The 15326-nt window shown below is 54.5% G+C and carries 14 protein-coding genes; 3 read left to right on the top strand and 11 right to left on the bottom strand.

Translation table 11 applies throughout. The features are described from left to right. Nucleotides 1–61 precede the first annotated feature (61 nt). A complete protein-coding gene (locus VN12_RS00280) occupies nt 62–1636 on the top strand; it encodes a UbiA family prenyltransferase (protein WP_146674948.1) in 1575 nt (524 codons plus the stop codon). Nucleotides 1637–1653: 17 nt separating this feature from the next. On the opposite strand, the gene hemA is transcribed toward VN12_RS00280, so the two are convergent. The 4 genes from hemA to scpB form a co-directional block, all read right to left on the bottom strand. Beyond that, nucleotides 1654–2931 (bottom strand): glutamyl-tRNA reductase, encoded by a 1278-nt coding sequence (hemA, locus tag VN12_RS00275; RefSeq protein WP_146674947.1) that lies wholly within the window; start codon nt 2929–2931, stop codon nt 1654–1656. Beyond that, the gene (locus VN12_RS00270; protein WP_146674946.1) at nt 2928–3821 is read right to left on the bottom strand and encodes a hypothetical protein; all 894 of its coding nucleotides are present in this window, start codon (nt 3819–3821) and stop codon (nt 2928–2930) included. Before VN12_RS00270 ends, hemA begins: the two co-directional genes overlap by 4 nt. A gap of 210 nt (nt 3822–4031) precedes the next feature. Continuing rightward, nucleotides 4032–4433, bottom strand: a complete 402-nt coding sequence (locus VN12_RS26145; protein WP_205855156.1) for a hypothetical protein — start codon at nt 4431–4433, stop codon at nt 4032–4034. 180 nt (nt 4434–4613) lie between these two features. Then, nucleotides 4614–5468 (bottom strand): SMC-Scp complex subunit ScpB, encoded by an 855-nt coding sequence (gene scpB / locus VN12_RS00260; RefSeq protein WP_240491273.1) that lies wholly within the window; start codon nt 5466–5468, stop codon nt 4614–4616. Nucleotides 5469–5608: 140 nt separating this feature from the next. Here scpB and VN12_RS00255 point away from each other — a divergent pair, with 140 nt between their 5' ends. Then, a complete protein-coding gene (locus VN12_RS00255) occupies nt 5609–6229 on the top strand; it encodes a hypothetical protein (protein ID WP_146674945.1) in 621 nt (206 codons plus the stop codon). Between the two features lie 29 nt (nt 6230–6258). Here the strand turns inward: VN12_RS00255 and VN12_RS00250 are convergent, their stop codons facing one another. Then, nucleotides 6259–7428: a lactonase family protein gene (locus VN12_RS00250; RefSeq protein WP_146674944.1), complete on the bottom strand. Its 1170-nt coding sequence runs from the start codon at nt 7426–7428 to the stop codon at nt 6259–6261. A gap of 110 nt (nt 7429–7538) precedes the next feature. Here VN12_RS00250 and VN12_RS00245 point away from each other — a divergent pair, with 110 nt between their 5' ends. Beyond that, entirely contained in the window at nt 7539–9062 is a 1524-nt protein-coding gene (locus tag VN12_RS00245) for a sulfatase family protein (RefSeq protein ID WP_146674943.1), read from the top strand. On the opposite strand, the gene VN12_RS00240 is transcribed toward VN12_RS00245, so the two are convergent. The 6 genes from VN12_RS00240 to pyk all read right to left on the bottom strand — a co-directional run bounded on the left by VN12_RS00240 (nt 9059) and on the right by pyk (nt 15321). After that, nucleotides 9059–9247, bottom strand: coding sequence for a hypothetical protein (locus VN12_RS00240; protein ID WP_146674942.1), 189 nt, complete (start codon nt 9245–9247; stop codon nt 9059–9061). The genes VN12_RS00245 and VN12_RS00240 overlap by 4 nt on opposite strands. Nucleotides 9248–9330: 83 nt before the next feature. Then, nucleotides 9331–11010 carry a formylmethanofuran dehydrogenase subunit A gene (locus VN12_RS00235; protein WP_168164106.1) on the bottom strand — a complete coding sequence of 560 codons (1680 nt, stop codon included), beginning with the start codon at nt 11008–11010 and terminating at the stop codon, nt 9331–9333. Continuing rightward, nucleotides 11007–12284: a hypothetical protein gene (locus tag VN12_RS00230; RefSeq protein ID WP_146674940.1), complete on the bottom strand. Its 1278-nt coding sequence runs from the start codon at nt 12282–12284 to the stop codon at nt 11007–11009. Before VN12_RS00230 ends, VN12_RS00235 begins: the two co-directional genes overlap by 4 nt. 12 nt (nt 12285–12296) lie before the next feature. Further along, nucleotides 12297–12656, bottom strand: coding sequence for a P-II family nitrogen regulator (locus VN12_RS00225; RefSeq protein WP_240491272.1), 360 nt, complete (start codon nt 12654–12656; stop codon nt 12297–12299). Beyond that, on the bottom strand, nt 12649–13836 hold the full coding sequence (locus tag VN12_RS00220) for a PQQ-binding-like beta-propeller repeat protein (RefSeq protein ID WP_146674939.1): 1188 nt from the start codon (nt 13834–13836) through the stop codon (nt 12649–12651). Before VN12_RS00220 ends, VN12_RS00225 begins: the two co-directional genes overlap by 8 nt. Before the next feature lie 33 nt (nt 13837–13869). Beyond that, nucleotides 13870–15321 carry a pyruvate kinase gene (pyk, locus tag VN12_RS00215; protein ID WP_146674938.1) on the bottom strand — a complete coding sequence of 484 codons (1452 nt, stop codon included), beginning with the start codon at nt 15319–15321 and terminating at the stop codon, nt 13870–13872. Between the last annotated feature and the right edge of the window lie 5 nt (nt 15322–15326).

The following is a 15326-nucleotide window of genomic DNA, read 5'->3' as shown; positions in this document are numbered from 1 at the left end:
TTTGTTTTTCACGGATCTACCAGGGTTCGACAATGGATTCTTGAAGCCCTTTTCAACGACTATGGAATCTGATTACCAACGTTATCCTCACGCCTGGCCATCTATATTGATCGGCAGGTGCATCCAGTTCTTATCCGTCCCATTTTTGTACTGGGCCTATACACAATGGCCACCCCTTCAAAACCATTTCGTCGGTGGTCTTCACGGGCAGGCAATTGACTGGCCTGCATTTGCCAACACTTTCTATATGGTTGCGTGGCCAGTCTTCTTGGCTATCGTTCTCCTCTTGTTTCCTCAGTGGTGGCTAAGTACGGAAAGCGTTCGCGAGGGACTTCGGAGGAATCCCGACAAACCGTGGCTCGCTCGCAGCGACTGGGCTCGCAAACACATCGTTCTAAGCAATCGAGTAGGGTGGAGAGTCGGAGGAGTACTTTTCCTCGCCTTGCTACTGATTGCTTGGCCGTTCGCGATTGGCAGAGCGACCAATGTCAGTTACGGAATCGCTATTGCCGCGACTGTCCTATGGTTGTTGGTCGTTCGTATGTTCTGGATGGGTAGGAAGTGGAATACCGCGGAACTGAAGTTGGCGGATGTGCCGGGAATCATCGGAGGCCCATTGAGTGGTGCAGTAATCCTGCACGACGTCTTCCCCGAAGGCACCGTCTACGCGATTACGCTGCGATGCACGAAATCGAAGCAAAGTCGAACGCGAAAGAATGGTCAGACGAAGACGCAGAGCTACACGGAGACCATTTGGAGTGAGACTTTGCATCTTTCACAAACCCTTCAAGCCCCCCGATTGGGGACGACAGCCGTCCCTTTTTCCTTCACAATCCCTTATTCCTGCGTGCAGACCGATTTCGTATCCCAGCAGCCCGTATATTGGGAGCTATCGGCGAGTACAAAAGATAGCCTGCCAGGGATGCAATCCTCGTTTATCGTCCCTGTTTTCCGAACCTCGGAAAGCCAGCTGCACTACCAACCTGACGACTCTCTCGTCGAACCGTTCATCGACCGCGTCGATCCCGAACAAGTCGTTGCACGGTATCACATGCGAGAAAAGGTCTCGACCGATGGCGAAATCCAATGGACCTTTTCGCATTGGAGGCAATCTTACTTTCTGGGTTTGCTTTTGTTCTCCGCCATCTGCTTGGGGCCGGTTGTTTGGATCCTGCTCGCCATTCGCCCCTGGAACACCGCATTGTTCGTCGCAGTCTTCCCCGGTGTCTTCCTGGCGATGGGGCTTTATGGTCTTTACGATTTGTGCACGTGGCGCTGCCACCTCCGATTTATCCCCCACCCGAGACCGCAAAACCAAGATAAGCGAAAACTCGCTGCACTGCAGGGGCGTCCGCATTTCCAAATTCAATTCGAGTCAGGGGTCTTTGGTTTTCGGTCTCGTGGTACCTGCCCTTCCTCTGATGAGTGCCAGATCGGGAGCCATCAAGTGGTTCACAACACGGCAGGAGAACGCTGGGACGTTGTTCTGACCATTCGTGGTCAATCCAAGAGAGTGATCATGCTTTCGGTTTTGTCCTCGCGACGCGAGTCCGATGTAGTCGCGGACTTCTTGGCTGCAAAACTGAAATTATCGAAACGAAAAGGACACACGACGGAGATCGTGTCGTCACGATAGCGGGATGCGCCGGTTCCTCACCGAATTTGAAAGAGCTTTCGGAGCGCGGAGACAAGGGAGTCTCGTTGCTCGACGTGGGAGACTTCTCGGATCGACTGCAAGGGTTGATGCAGCAGCTTGTTAACGAGTCGATCGAAAGCGTGGTTGATTTCTTGCTGCATGTCCGGGGTGATCGATTGCATCGGTTGTTTGGCGAGCAAGCGGGCTAGTTCCGACTCCCGAATTTGGGCGGCTCGCTCCCGAAGAGCCCGAATCGTATCCCCTGACGCGCGGTGTTGCCAATCGGACATGATGCGATCGACTTCTTCGACAATAATTCGCTTCGCGCGGGGAACCTGCTGCTCGCGCAAATTGCGATTCCTGTCACAAACCGCTTGAAGATCATCGACGGAGTAGAGATAGACATCCGGAAGCCTCCCGATGGAGGGTTCGAAATCCCGAGGGACAGCCAGATCGAGAATGAGCAATGTCCCTTTGCTTCGCGCGTCGAGCATCTTTCGGAAGCTGCTTTCTGTGACGATCGGCTCGGTTGCCCCGGTCGTGCTGACGATTAAATCCGCACTCGCGATCTGCTTCTCGAGATCGCTCCATGGGAACGCGCGAACGCCGAATTCCGACGCGAGTTTTTCGGCGTTCTCCAGCGATCGATTGACGATGGAAACATGCGACGCGCCCGCGTTGCGAAGGTAGATCAGCGTCTCTCGCCCCATCTCACCGCTTCCGATGAGAACGACATGTTTGTCGTCGAATCGCTCAAAGAATTCCGATGCCACTTCGCTTACTGCGACGCTCGGTACACTGATCCTCCGTCGATGAATCTCCGTTTCATTGGTGACTCGCTTGGCAACCTGGTTCGCATGTTGAAAGGCGGTGTGGAGGGCTGGCCCTGCAAAACCTTTCAACACCGCTCTCTCGTAAGCCTCATGGACTTGGGAGGCGATTTGCGATTCGCCCACGATGAGCGAATCGAGACTGCTCGCGACAGAAAACAAGTGTTCCATCGCTTGCTCTCCATCGAGTTGTAAAAAGTAATCGCGATGGGACTCTAAAGGGAGTCCGTGAAATTGCACGACGAATTCCACGAGTTGCTCGGTGGTTGGCAACGCCGCGTCGCTCGATGCACCCACGTAAAGTTCGACGCGGTTGCAGGTACTCAAAAGAACCGTCTCGCAGTCGGCGTACTGGTCCTTGAGAAGGTTCAGGGCGGCGTCACTTTGCTGCTCGGTGAAAGAGAATCGCTCGCGAATTTCCACCGGCGTCGAGTGATGGCTGCAGCCGATCATTCGAATCTTCATGGAACCTCACCAGGTTGCAAGGTGGGATTCGGTCGACTTTCCTCTGGGCGAACTCCAGGCTGATTGCCACCGTGGGGTGTACTCAACACGAGCAACACCGCGATGGCGACGATGAGAAAAGACAGCACATTCATCCAGGCGATCGCGTGCCCCGATCCGCGCCGAGCCAATAGCCACTGCGCAAGGGAAGCGATAACGAGCCAAACAAACAAACCTGCCGAGAAGAGGATTCCGCGATCGAGCCATTCCACCCTCCCGTCTTGGGTCAGATTCATAATCACGCCAGACACCATCCCAAATCCGATCGAGGCGGCGCTACCGACCAAACAGACTCGTCCAGAAGACCGCAAATATTCCAGAGAAGGGAGAGGAAATCGGGATTGGAGCGGTCGTTTGCTTTTGAGGCGAGAGGAGTGGAGGAAGTACATCACACCCATCGAAAAACCGAGCGAAACCAGAACCGTTCCGGCAGCCATACCGAGCCCGTGGGCGAATCGCCAAGCCGACGCGGCAGAATCGGGTGGAACCCCAACTTCAGGAGGAAGAGCGATCGCTCCCCCCACAAGCAACAAGACGATCGGTAGGACGAAGATCCCGATGCGGCTATTTCCACGTCTTAACAGCAAAAATGAATACGTCGCGCCCAAAGCCCAGCTGGCAAGTACCGCCCAATCGTGCCACGAAATAGCAGTCCAGCTGGTTTCGGCTCGATAGCCGATCAATGCCCGTTCAAGGAGATAAAGCGTGTGCGTGAATAATGCCACGCCCACTGCTACCACTAGCGAGATGCGCAACCGCTGGTCCCACACGCTCGAAAGCGGTCGCCAACGTGCAAACTCAAGCAACAGAACCAACGCGTACGCAAGGAGAAAACATGTTGCGTTTGGCATGGTTTGACTAGCAGATCGATGGCTTGTCGCGGAGGGGGATCAAGAGTTCAGCAGAACCCTTTTCCAGAAGTATAGCAAGGACTCCAGGGAGGAAAGGGCCCCTGATCGAACGACTGTAACCATTCCCTCGACAAGCAGAATGCGAAAACATAAGGGCGGCTCCCCAAACAATCGGGTGCACCGCCCTAGAACTTTTAAAGAGCGACGAGATCAATCCCACTCTTCTTCTTCGTCTTCTTCTTCTTCTTCTTCGTCGTCGTCATCGTCATCGTCATCCCAATCGTCGTCCTCGTCGTCCCAATCATCCTCTTCGTCTTCTTCCTCGTCAGACTCCTCGTCTTCTTCGTCGTCCTCGTCTTCTTCGACCTCTTCCCACTCTTCGTCTTCTAGGTCGTCTTCGTCTTCCTCTTCTTCATCATCGAGATCATCTTCGTCGTCGAGATCATCCTCGTCGTCGAACTCCTCATCTTCCTCGTCTTCGAAGTCGTCGTCTTCTTCGTCTTCAAGCTCGTCTTCGTCCTCGAAATCTTCATCTTCGTCAGACATGACGAATGTTTGGCCACTGGGGGACCAAGATGCGAATTCCCAGGTTAACTGCTCGGATGTTGACATCGTTGACAACTCTCGTGCGGTTAGCGTCATCTTCACAGGTGAACTCCTTAATCTATCCGTCGTACGTGAGGTTCTCTTCGCAAACAAGTAGGACTATCTTAGCGGGCATTCGGGGGTTGAACACTGACCCAGAGGACGGAAAAGTTGATACTTTTTCCGACCTGTTTTGGGAGGGAGTCGCTACTCCTCGGCTCGCTGAGGGGCCATATCTTGAGCAGTTGGCGTCTGGTCCGCAAGTCTTGATGCAATTTCGGCTTCCGCTTCGCGAATCTTTTGCGCCCTCGGAAGATATTCCAAGGATTGAAGCCCAAACACCTGTAAAAATTTGCGTGTTGTCCCGTATAGGTAGGGCCTACCGAGATCCTCTAACCTGCCTGCAATGCGAACCAGATCCCGTTGCATCAATTGTCGCAGGACCTCATCGGAGCTAACCCCCCGAATTGCCTCGATCTCCGCACGCTCCACCGGTTGCCGATACGCGATGATCGAAAGGGTTTCCAGCATCCCCTGACTGAGCAAAACTTCGCCAGGCGCAAGCTCCAATCGACGGATCCAACGTGCGAACTGGGGACGGGTCAGCAATTGCAATCCCCCAGCAACCTCCTCAATGCGAAAGGAGTAGTCCTGCTGGTCGTACTGCTCGTTCAAGGACTTGGCTAATGTTCTCGCTTCCGTCGGATCGGTCAACTCCGCCAACATCGCGAGTTTGCGAGCCGAAAGCGGCTCTTTAGAAATAAACAGTATCGCCTCCAAAACGGCTTGTTTGCTCAACGAAATGGGCTGAGACCCCGCCGCATGCACCCCAGTATCCGAAGAATTCTCCCTGGCCGATTGAGCCTGTACCAAGCTCGGCACACCCGCATCGAACCGGCCTTCTCTCTTGAAGGCGAGGGATCGGTATCGAATGGAACTGCGACGATGGCTAACTTCCGCTTCGATGTCGCGGTGTCTCCCCAGGAGGTCGCGCTGGGCCGTCAAGAATGGCAGGGAATAGCTGGGGACGATCGTTCCCTTTCTATCCATTCGCGCTCTCATATCCACTCTCCTGGGACCGATCTACTGGCTGCCTTTCCACGACCGTGGACTGGAGGCCTCCCGTCCACTCCCGTAAGATACCGCTCAAACCGGTTTGGGATCCAGACCCGATGCGATCGCACGGAAAGATCGGAGTGGCCATGAATTTGCAATCGAAAACGTCGCCAAAAGCCCCTGCCGGTACCAAGCGGCTCCTTTCAGTCTCCGCCATTTTGATCTTTATAGTGGGTTTGCTCTTCCTTTCCCTCTATTTATTGGTGGGGACCCAAATCACCGGCACGGAATTCTCCCCCCAAACCTTCCAAACGAGAACCTTTTCCTACCGCCGTATTCCGGGGACCAAAATCCGACTTTCGGCAACAGCGCTGGGAACCGCGAGCTCCCGGGTCACCAAACCGGTGCTCCAGCACCTGACAGCCCCCACATCCAATCCGCGATGGGATATTCTTCAAGTCACCGCAGGGGCAGAATCGGAACAGCGTCCTCCGTCCATCCTCCAAACACTCCTGGAAGCCCCCGGTGTGGACTCCAATTGCCACTGGGACGAATGGTCCACCGCCCATGCAGAGTTGGCAAAGGTTTTTTGGCCCATTGTTCAACAACAAGCCATCGATAGCCATTACGCCATTTTGCCGGAACTCTGCGAAATCGCTATGAATTCGGACTCCCCGGAATCCTTGAAGTCGCAATGCGATGACGCGATCGCGAACTACCTAAGGAACATCGGAGAAACGCCGAACTCCCCATCTACTCGCCCCTAGCGGATTCTGACGATCCACCGAAGTGTGACCTACTTGGTGGGATTCGCGGACAGAAATCGAATGCAAGCAGGGGCTTTCACCTCCACTTTCTTCTGCGTCGGAGTCAAGTGCCCGGACTCTGAGTCCACGGCAAATGTGTAGATCGTGTCACTGGTCTGGTTCTCAGCCAACAACCATTTGCCTGTTGGATCGAATCGGAAGTTTCTTGGCGTCTTACCAAGAGTTGGGACGGTGGCTATCCGTTCGATCCGTCCCGAATCACGATCCAATTTCATCACGGCAATCGTGTCATGGCCCCGATTGCTACCGTATACATACCTCCCCGATGGATGCACAAGAACCTCGGCCGTCGAAAAACCTTTGCGATCCACCCCCTCAGGTACCGTTGGCTCGTGATGAATCGCCTTCAGGCGTCCATTAGCCGCATCCCAATCGGCAGATGTCATCGTCAGGTTGGTTTCGTTGATGATGAAAACGCGATTGCCATCCGGATGAAAACTCAAGTGCCTGGGACCTGCTCCCGCTGGCAACTCAAGAAACGGAAAAGCACCGGGTTTGAGTTTGCCTGTTTCGTAGTCCATCTCGTATACAAATACTCGATCAAGGCCCAAATCACAAACCAGTACGAAACGATCGTCAGGCGAAAAGGCACTGCAATGGCCGTTCGATCGCTTCTTTCCCTCAACGACCGTGTGCACGACGTTGCAACTCTCTTTGCCTATCGATCCATCATTTTGAATCGGAAAGACGACGACAGATCCATTCGTGTAGTTGGCAATGACCAAGTAGCGTCCTTGACTATCGGTGGTGACATGGCAAGGGATGTCGCCATCGATCCTTTGACGATTCACTTCCTCGAAGACCGGTAGCCGCTTTTCGTGCATAGCATTCGCATCAAATCGATAAGCGACAACCGCCGCGGGGTGGTTGGGATCGTCCCGCATGGTCTCCGTCACGGCATACATCATTGGCAATCGTGGATGCAAGCAGAAGAACGAAGCGTTGGTCTGCTTCGCCAATAGCTTGGGGGCATCCATCGAACCATCCTGATGAAGGTGGCTACTGTAAATCCCGTCGCCGTACCCGCCTAAGAAGAAGGGTTGAGCATTGCACGGACTCATGGCGATCGCCCATGCGATAAAAGGCAGCGAAAGAAGAGTTCCAAATCCGCTTGCACGAGATCGAGAGGTTGTTTTCATAGCGATTCTAGGAGGGGGGAATGGGGATGGGGTCTTCGCAGAGGGATTAGAGTATACTCGAACCCCTTCCGATCACAGCCGATTCGACGACATAAATGAGGTAACCGAACATGTTGAAGTGGTCGCCCTTGGTATCCCTATTCGCGCTCACCAGCTTCTTCTCTTTAGCTGCCCCGGAGAGTAGCCCGACGTACGCAACAGAGAGCAAGCTTCCCAATATCGTCATCCTTTACGCGGACGACATGGGCTTTGGCGATCTTCATTGCCAAAATCCAGACTCGAAAATTCCAACACCCAACCTGGATCGACTCGCATCGGAAGGGACGCGCTTTACCGATTGCCACAGTTCGTCCGGGATTTGTACCCCCAGTCGCTATGCGTTGCTGCAAGGTCGTTATCACTGGCGCAAATTTCATGGGATCGTCAATTCGTTCGATGCAAGCGTGGTCGATGCGGATGCCACGACGCTTCCCGAGTTACTGAAAACCAAAGGCTACAAGACAGCATGTATCGGGAAATGGCACCTTGGGTGGGATTGGAATGCGATCCAGAAGCCAAGTGTGAAACCTCGCTCAAACCCCGATTCCGGAAAAGTGGAATATTGGTCCGAGGATTTCGATTGGTCGCAACCGATCCCCGGTGGCCCGTTGTCGCACGGCTTTGACTACTACTTTGGAGACGACGTTCCGAACTTCCCGCCCTATGCGTGGTTTGAGAACGATCGAGTCATTACCCCTCCGACTGTTTCACTCGACATCACCGCTTCCACGCTCGAAGGCAACTGGGAGGCCCGTCCCGGTCCCTCGGTCAAAGATTGGGATTTCTTTGCTGTCATGCCCACGATTACGAAGAAAGCGGAGGAGTGGATCGATCGGCAATCGCGAGACGAACCGTTCTTTCTTTACTTCGCCTTCACCTCTCCTCACGCCCCGATTATTCCGACGGAATCCTTTCAAGGAACGTCGAATGCCGGTGGGTACGGTGATTACGTTTCCCAGACAGATGCCTCCGTGGGACGGGTGATCGAAGCGTTAGAAAAGAAGGGACTACTCGACAACACGTTGATCCTCTTTAGCGCGGACAATGGCCCCGAACATTACGCGTACGAACGAGTCCGCAAATTTGGTCACCGAAGTGCAGGTCCACTTCGCGGCCTCAAGCGAGACCTTTGGGAAGGAGGGCATCGCGTGCCGACCATCGCGCGATGGAAAGGCAAAATTCCAGCTGGGATGGTCCAAGACGGATTGATGAGCCAAGTCGATTTTTATGCGAGCATCGCCAGGATCGTCGACGCATCCATACCTGAGGGATCTGCTTCAGATAGCATCGACCAGTGGAAGTTCCTGTCCGGCAAGTCTCCCTCGAAACGTTCCACCATAGTCCATAACACCAATCCGAATGGCTACGCGGTCCGGCATGAGCACTGGGTGCTGATCGACGCAAAGTCAGGTGGTATCAGCAAAGTCCCTGATTGGTACACCAAGCAAATGGGATTTGAGCCGAACCCACATGCGGGAGAACTCTACAACCTTCGAGACGATCTGGGGCAACGGAAAAACCTCTTCGCGGAACATCCCGAACAAGTGGCTGCACTCCAGGAAATCCTTAAGCAACAAAAGGATCTTAAACCCTAGCGGATCGTGCGAATGGCTCGATCTGGCAATGGTATCACTTTTGCCAAGGTGTACTCCCAGGTCGTGCTCATCACTTCGTCAAACGAATCGCGCACATATTCCCATTCCGAGACCTGGTTGGAGCCGTCCTGCCGACTCCAACACCATGCGACGCCTGCGATTGTATTTCGGCTGCGTGGATGCATAAAGCGGACCGTTAAACGCCGATCGACCAACTCGGGAATGCACACCATCCCGAGCTAGACCGACTTACGTGACCAGTCCCTATTCAAGGAGATCGACGTTCAACACCCACGACATCGTTGTACTCTCCTCGCAGTTCGTCGGTCGAGATTCCAACAAACGAGGGAGAGTAGCCGTAACTGGATAAGTACGCGCGATCGATCAAGTCTCGGTAGTGGGTGTCTACCTCCAGTGGCGCTACGACTGTTTGCTTTAAAACTGTTCCCGTTTGCACTACCACCTGCCGATCACGTGCAAGCACTTGTAATCCCCTTCGAAAGACGTAAGTTGGGGAACTGAACATGGCCGCCCGGTCGGATTGCATTTCGTAGACCGCGATATCCGCTAGCATGCCGTCTTCCAATGTACCTCGGTCTGCAAGCCCGAGAATGCGAGCGGGGCCTGCACGTGTCATCATTGCGATCTCTTCCAGCGAATACTCCCGTTTGAGCGAAGGCAGAGAGCTCGTCGCCCGGACATCGGGATGCAATTGCTCGAAGATCGACATCCGGTAATCGTAATTGGACAAGAGTTTTATCAAGTGCGGGTAGGCGGTGAATGGACCGCCATTCGGATGGTCGGTCGTGAGAAAGACTCGCGAAGGGTCCAGGATCCGCAAACAGAGCTCCAGGCCGATGGTCCACTGCAGTCCGTGAACATACTGATCATGTCGGTATCGAAAGGGAACAACACCACAGCCAGCTTGGCATTCGGCATCTTGGAAGATCACCTTACGCGGTCGAGCCAATGTCCGGTTGAGATGCTGGTGCATCGTGTCTCCGGAAAGAGTAACGGTTTGGCCGAACAAGACTTGGCCGATATCGATCGTGACGTGGGGATGCCAATTGACATATTCGGCTAGAAGCGAGGCTTCGGAACTGTACCCGTGCGGTCCATTCTTTCCATAGCAATGGTATTGAGCGTGGGTGAGGTGTATGCGATGCCCTTCGACAGCTTCGAGTGTCTGCATCGTGGATTCGATATTGCCTGCCATACCCAGATTACTGCAGTGCACATGGAGCGGATGCGGTAGGCCAATACCATCGACAGCCCGAGCCAGCGTCAACAAAATATCCCGGGGTGTGATGGGATAGTGTGCGGCCTTTTGATCGACATTCAAATGCCGTTGGTTGAATTTGAATGCCTCGATCCCACCCGCGTTGACCACCTTGACTCCACAGCATTGATGAAGCCGTAACATCGTCGCCACATAAGCATCGATCTGCGATTGCGGAGCACGCTGCGCCATCCATTCAAGCAGAAGGCGATCGTTTCCCAGCATCAAATAGCCGCCCGTGTCCAACCAAGGGATATCAGCCATCTCGCGATGGGCATACCGAGCGTTTGCGGGAAGGACAGCGGGTTCGAAACAGGTCGTGTATCCCATCTCGAGATACCGCAATCCAATTTCACTAGCAGGTGGTACTGGCGATGTGAGGGGACGCTGCTCCGTCCAGCGATCGGGTTCCCTCGCCCCACCCATGGAAGTGTCCCACGCTACCAAATCGGGGAGTAGAAAACGAGCCAAATTGACTTTTCCACCCCCGATGTGGGTGTGCATATCGATTCCCCCCGCCATCACCACGTGACCACTTAGGTCCAAGATGGAATCTGGAATGCGATCGGGTGGCGTTCGATGGATCACACCATCGATCAAATACAAATCCTGGTGAGCAGAAAGCCCGACTCCGTCGACGCAATACCCATTCTTGAGATGTACGATCATTGCCGGGGCTCCTTCGGAAGCATGCTCTGTAGCCAGCGATCGCATCGAAACAATTCCTTGCGCCGAAGCTGTGCATCTCCTTCGGGATACGCCATGACCACCTGATCGGCTCGAAGAACCGTAGCCGGATAATCGACACCTGGCCGTCCAATAGGAATGCGCTGTCGAGTCAGTCGCTTTCGCCCAGGAACGAGTTCCACAGAATCCGAATCGCGATCCTGTGTAACCAATTCAATCACCTGCATTCGATCATCGGGTCTGGCGCCCCAAGCGGTGGTCGGTTCCCTTTCGGAGGACTCGTCAATCCAAATCAATAAGGCGTTCTCATTGTCTCGATTCCTTTCCAACCATCGATCGGTCGATGCTTCGGCGCGATCCCAACGCATCACTCCCGCTGCGAAATCGAGGCGTGAAGGAAATCCCGTCAGCCACGTACACGTATGCTGGAAGACACTTGCAGGAGGTGACAGCATCAGACCACTGCTTCGCGAATGCTCGTTATGTTGTAGAAACCACGTCTGCATGCGTTCTGCCCACAAGTCGATCGCAGGAATCGGCAGCGCGATGCTTCCCCAAATCACTACCGGATATTTTGCGCCGCGAACCTGCTGCATCCACTCCTCCTGCGTCTCCCCCCCGGCTTTTGCCGTAAGCCCAGTGGCCGTGTCTTTCTCGTGCCTAGTGAGTCCCGTGAGAACCTGAGGAAGCGACTCGCAGTCGCATGGACCGTCGAGGACTTTGGAAAAGTGCTGGCCCCAGCGCTTCCGATGTTCCCCGTCGCCACTCCCGATGAGGATGACGCAAGCCTCCGACTTCGGTGCACTACTGTGTTCGGTACCCATTCCGGATTCGCCACCCAATAGATGCTTGTTCAGAACCGCAGGGAGTTGTGGGAAGTGCTCTAACATCCCTTCCGGGTTGACGACGAGCAAGCAGTCGCTGGTGGATCGTGCTTCGGCTAAGGTTGTGAGATAAGCGCCGTGGGCGGCGATGGCTTGCGTCACATCGAACATTCCCGATGGATGGGATCCATCAATCGAAGCTTGATAGGCTCGTGCGAGTTGGATAGCGGCCCTGCTGGTCTCGACGGAATGAAACCGGCCTCCGATGTGAATCGAAGTCGCCGAGCCCAACACCGCGTTCAACGAGGCTGGGGATGAAGACAGCACATCCCTCGCTGGCGACGTGGATTGGGAGAGTTCGTGCAGGCGGCGGGGGCACGTGTCATGCAGGACTGGTTGGTCGCAGAGCAGGGAACATAGGCTGCAGATCATGATGGAGCTCGGTTATCGGCTGGGAGGAGCCCAATCCTCCGTCGACAAGACCATGATCTTTCCGTCCCCCATCCGACCGCTCCGAGTGGAGCGAACGATGGTATCCAGGACCTCTTCTAATCTCAGGTCATCGACCCACAGGGTAACCTCGACCTTGGGGAGGAAGGAGAGGGAGAATTCGGTCGACGAATACTGATCCAAATAACTTTTTTGTCGGCCAAACCCCTTCACCTCGGATACTTGTAACGCCTCGAGAGGAGCGAGTTTGAGATGATCTAGAAGTTTTTCCGCTAGGTAGGGACGAATGATGGCGATGACTTGCTTCATGATGAAATCTTGCTGGAATGATTCGCGAACGGTGCGATCACTCACCGAAGCAAACAATTGCTCCTTTCTCGGTCGCAATCACCAACTTGCCATCGGCGATAGCGGGGGAAGCCAAGATCTGCCCGCTCAATTGATACGTCCAACTTTCTTTTCCACTCTCAATATCGATCGCATAGACCATCCCGTCGGAACCGCCGATCCAAGCTCGTCCGTCGCAGATGACCGGGGATGCGTCGGATCGCTTTCGCAACACAGTTTCCCATTTCAATTTGCCTGTGGCCGCATCGAGACCAATCAATCGCTTGTTGCGACTGGGAACGACGACGACCCCTTCTAGCGTGCCATCTTTCCAAGTGGCGAGCGTCGCCGAGGAAGCTCGCATGTCGGCGTTTGCACCCCCATCTGGCTCATAGCTCCAAAGTATCTTTCCTGCTTTCGCGTCGATAGCGAACACCACTCCTGGTTGTGTGGGAACGATGGCCACGTCGCCAATAATATTGGGGGTGCTCAACGTCGGGGCCATCAACGGCTCCCCTTCGCTCACAGGCTCTCCCTTTGCGATATCGATTTTATGCAACTTGCTATCGCAGCCACCCAACAACGCAATTTGGTTCCAAAGACTAGCGGTCGATCGAAGTTGGTCACCCGTCGCGTAGGTCCACCGCTGCTTGCCGGACTTCAAGTCCAGAGCGTAGAGCGATCCCGAGTCGCTGGAAAGCAAGACCTCGTCGCCGACGAAGTTGCCTCCGCTCACGATGGCTTGATCCAACTCTCCGGTCCAAACCTCGGATCCATCGTGAACGCGATAGCAATAGATGTTGGCACTAAAATCACCCATGACGAGATAGTCGCCCTGGATAGCCCCTGCGGCCACGAACCCTTCCTTCGCTTTGACTTTCCACACGACTTGGCCCGTGGCGAGATCGAGCGCGTACACGTTCCCTTGGAAATCCCCTAGGAAGACTTTCCCCCCTGCGATGACCGGCGTCCCTTCAAATCCTGCTTGATCGTCTTCGGTCTTAAACTCCCAAAGAACTTTGGGCTCTTTGGGAAGCTTTCCAGTTGCAACCCCAGTCCCTTGAGAATTTCCGCGAACGACAGCCCAATCGTCCGCCTTGGCTCCTCGCTCTGCCGTGGCTCCCAGCACACACGACGCGACGATGCCAAAAGCGATTAGCAGCCCGTTTCGGTGCAAGGTAAAAAATGCGTCGCGTGCATTTAACATGTTGTTCCTACCTTCTGGTCAACGGAATCGGGATCAAGATTTGATCGGAGGAACTTCGTGCACAACCAGCAAATTGTGGGTGTTGTGAAGCAATCCAGTGCCCGTCACATAGACCACACGATCACCGGGACTCAAAATCCCCCTCGATACCCCCCAAGCAGTAACCTCATCCATGAGAATCTCTGGATTGTCCAAATTCTGCACTTTGTGAGGCATGATGCCCCAGAACAAACACATGCGCCGAAGCGTGTGATCCGAGTCGCTCACACCGAGCGTTGGAATATAATTCCGTTGCTTCGCTTTCACCCAAGCCGTTCCGCCAGATCGGCTGGCGACAACCACCAACTTGGCTTCGATGGCTTCAGCAATATTCGCCGCGTTGTGAGTCACCGCAGACGTTACCGGGTGCACTCGGCTAAAGAATCGCGTTTTCGATTCGTTTGGTTGCGTTTTGAGAAGCTTCTCGGTGCTCAACATGATTTTATTCATCGTGTCGACCGCGATAACAGGATAGTCACCGATCGCCGTTTCCCCGCTGAGCATGCAGGCGTCCGCTCCGTCGAGGATCGCATTGGCGACATCGCTCGCTTCCGCACGCGTGGGGCGGCGGTTGTGATGCATGCTTTCCAACATCTGGGTCGCGACTATCACCGGCTTGAGCTTCTCACGGCAGACTTGGATGATCCGCTTTTGAGCGACCGGTGTATCGGCGACATCGATTTCGACCCCCAAATCGCCACGAGCGACCATGACTCCATCGGCCGCATCGACGATCTCTTCCAGTTGTTCCAGCGCTTCTCGCTTCTCGATCTTCGCAATCACGAGCGCGGTGGCATCCATCGAGGCGAGCAAGTTCTTCAAGGAGAGAACATCCTGCGCCGAACGAACGAATGACAAACTGATGAAGTCAACGTGATTCTTGGCAGCCCAGAGTGCATTGTCTACGTCCTCAGGGCGCATCGACGAAACCGAGAGAGATGTGCCAGGAAGATTGATCCCCTGCTTCGAACGGATCGTACCACGCACGTTCACTTCGCAGCGGACAGCATCTTTTTGCTTCTCGATCACTTGCATCGAAATCATGCCGTCGGCGAGCATGACGCGATCCGCAAGATTCAGTTCATCGATCAGCTTCGTGTAGTTGCTAGTCAATTCGTACCGGCTCTTAGGAGTTTCCCCGCGGACGAAGGTGACCTCGGTCCCGATTTCAACGTCGAGGGGCTCCTGGTCGAAGAGTGTTCCGAGTCGAATTTTCGGGCCGGCCAAGTCGAGAAGCACTCCCACTGGGAAATCGGTCTTCTCGCGCACCCGTACGATCTTTTCGAGAACCCTCGCGTAATCGGCCTGTGTTCCATGCGCTGCATTGATTCGAAAGATATCAACTCCGTGGTTGACAAGCTCCGCGAGGATCGATTCATCCTCACAGGCGGGGCCAACTGTTGCGACGATTTTTGTCCGTGCTTCACCAAGCGTATTTCGCGTCATTCGCT

The sequence above is a fragment of the Pirellula sp. SH-Sr6A genome, assembly GCF_001610875.1.
In the GTDB taxonomy this organism is placed as follows: Bacteria; Planctomycetota; Planctomycetia; order Pirellulales; family Pirellulaceae; genus JBKCUI01.
Note: the sequence above shows the minus strand (reverse complement) of the source record. Positions and strands in the feature narration are given on the sequence as shown.

What these genes read in the sequence shown, in the direction of transcription:
- VN12_RS00280 (WP_146674948.1), top strand. Translation starts at nt 62, where the DNA reads ATGGAATCTGATTACCAACGTTATCCTCACGCCTGGCCATCTATATTG.
- hemA (WP_146674947.1), bottom strand. Translation starts at nt 2,931, where the DNA reads ATGAAGATTCGAATGATCGGCTGCAGCCATCACTCGACGCCGGTGGAA.
- VN12_RS00270 (WP_146674946.1), bottom strand. Translation starts at nt 3,821, where the DNA reads ATGCCAAACGCAACATGTTTTCTCCTTGCGTACGCGTTGGTTCTGTTG.
- VN12_RS26145 (WP_205855156.1), bottom strand. Translation starts at nt 4,433, where the DNA reads ATGTCAACATCCGAGCAGTTAACCTGGGAATTCGCATCTTGGTCCCCC.
- scpB (WP_240491273.1), bottom strand. Translation starts at nt 5,468, where the DNA reads ATGAGAGCGCGAATGGATAGAAAGGGAACGATCGTCCCCAGCTATTCC.
- VN12_RS00255 (WP_146674945.1), top strand. Translation starts at nt 5,609, where the DNA reads ATGAATTTGCAATCGAAAACGTCGCCAAAAGCCCCTGCCGGTACCAAG.
- VN12_RS00250 (WP_146674944.1), bottom strand. Translation starts at nt 7,428, where the DNA reads ATGAAAACAACCTCTCGATCTCGTGCAAGCGGATTTGGAACTCTTCTT.
- VN12_RS00245 (WP_146674943.1), top strand. Translation starts at nt 7,539, where the DNA reads ATGTTGAAGTGGTCGCCCTTGGTATCCCTATTCGCGCTCACCAGCTTC.
- VN12_RS00240 (WP_146674942.1), bottom strand. Translation starts at nt 9,247, where the DNA reads ATGCATCCACGCAGCCGAAATACAATCGCAGGCGTCGCATGGTGTTGG.
- VN12_RS00235 (WP_168164106.1), bottom strand. Translation starts at nt 11,010, where the DNA reads ATGATCGTACATCTCAAGAATGGGTATTGCGTCGACGGAGTCGGGCTT.
- VN12_RS00230 (WP_146674940.1), bottom strand. Translation starts at nt 12,284, where the DNA reads ATGATCTGCAGCCTATGTTCCCTGCTCTGCGACCAACCAGTCCTGCAT.
- VN12_RS00220 (WP_146674939.1), bottom strand. Translation starts at nt 13,836, where the DNA reads ATGTTAAATGCACGCGACGCATTTTTTACCTTGCACCGAAACGGGCTG.
- pyk (WP_146674938.1), bottom strand. Translation starts at nt 15,321, where the DNA reads ATGACGCGAAATACGCTTGGTGAAGCACGGACAAAAATCGTCGCAACA.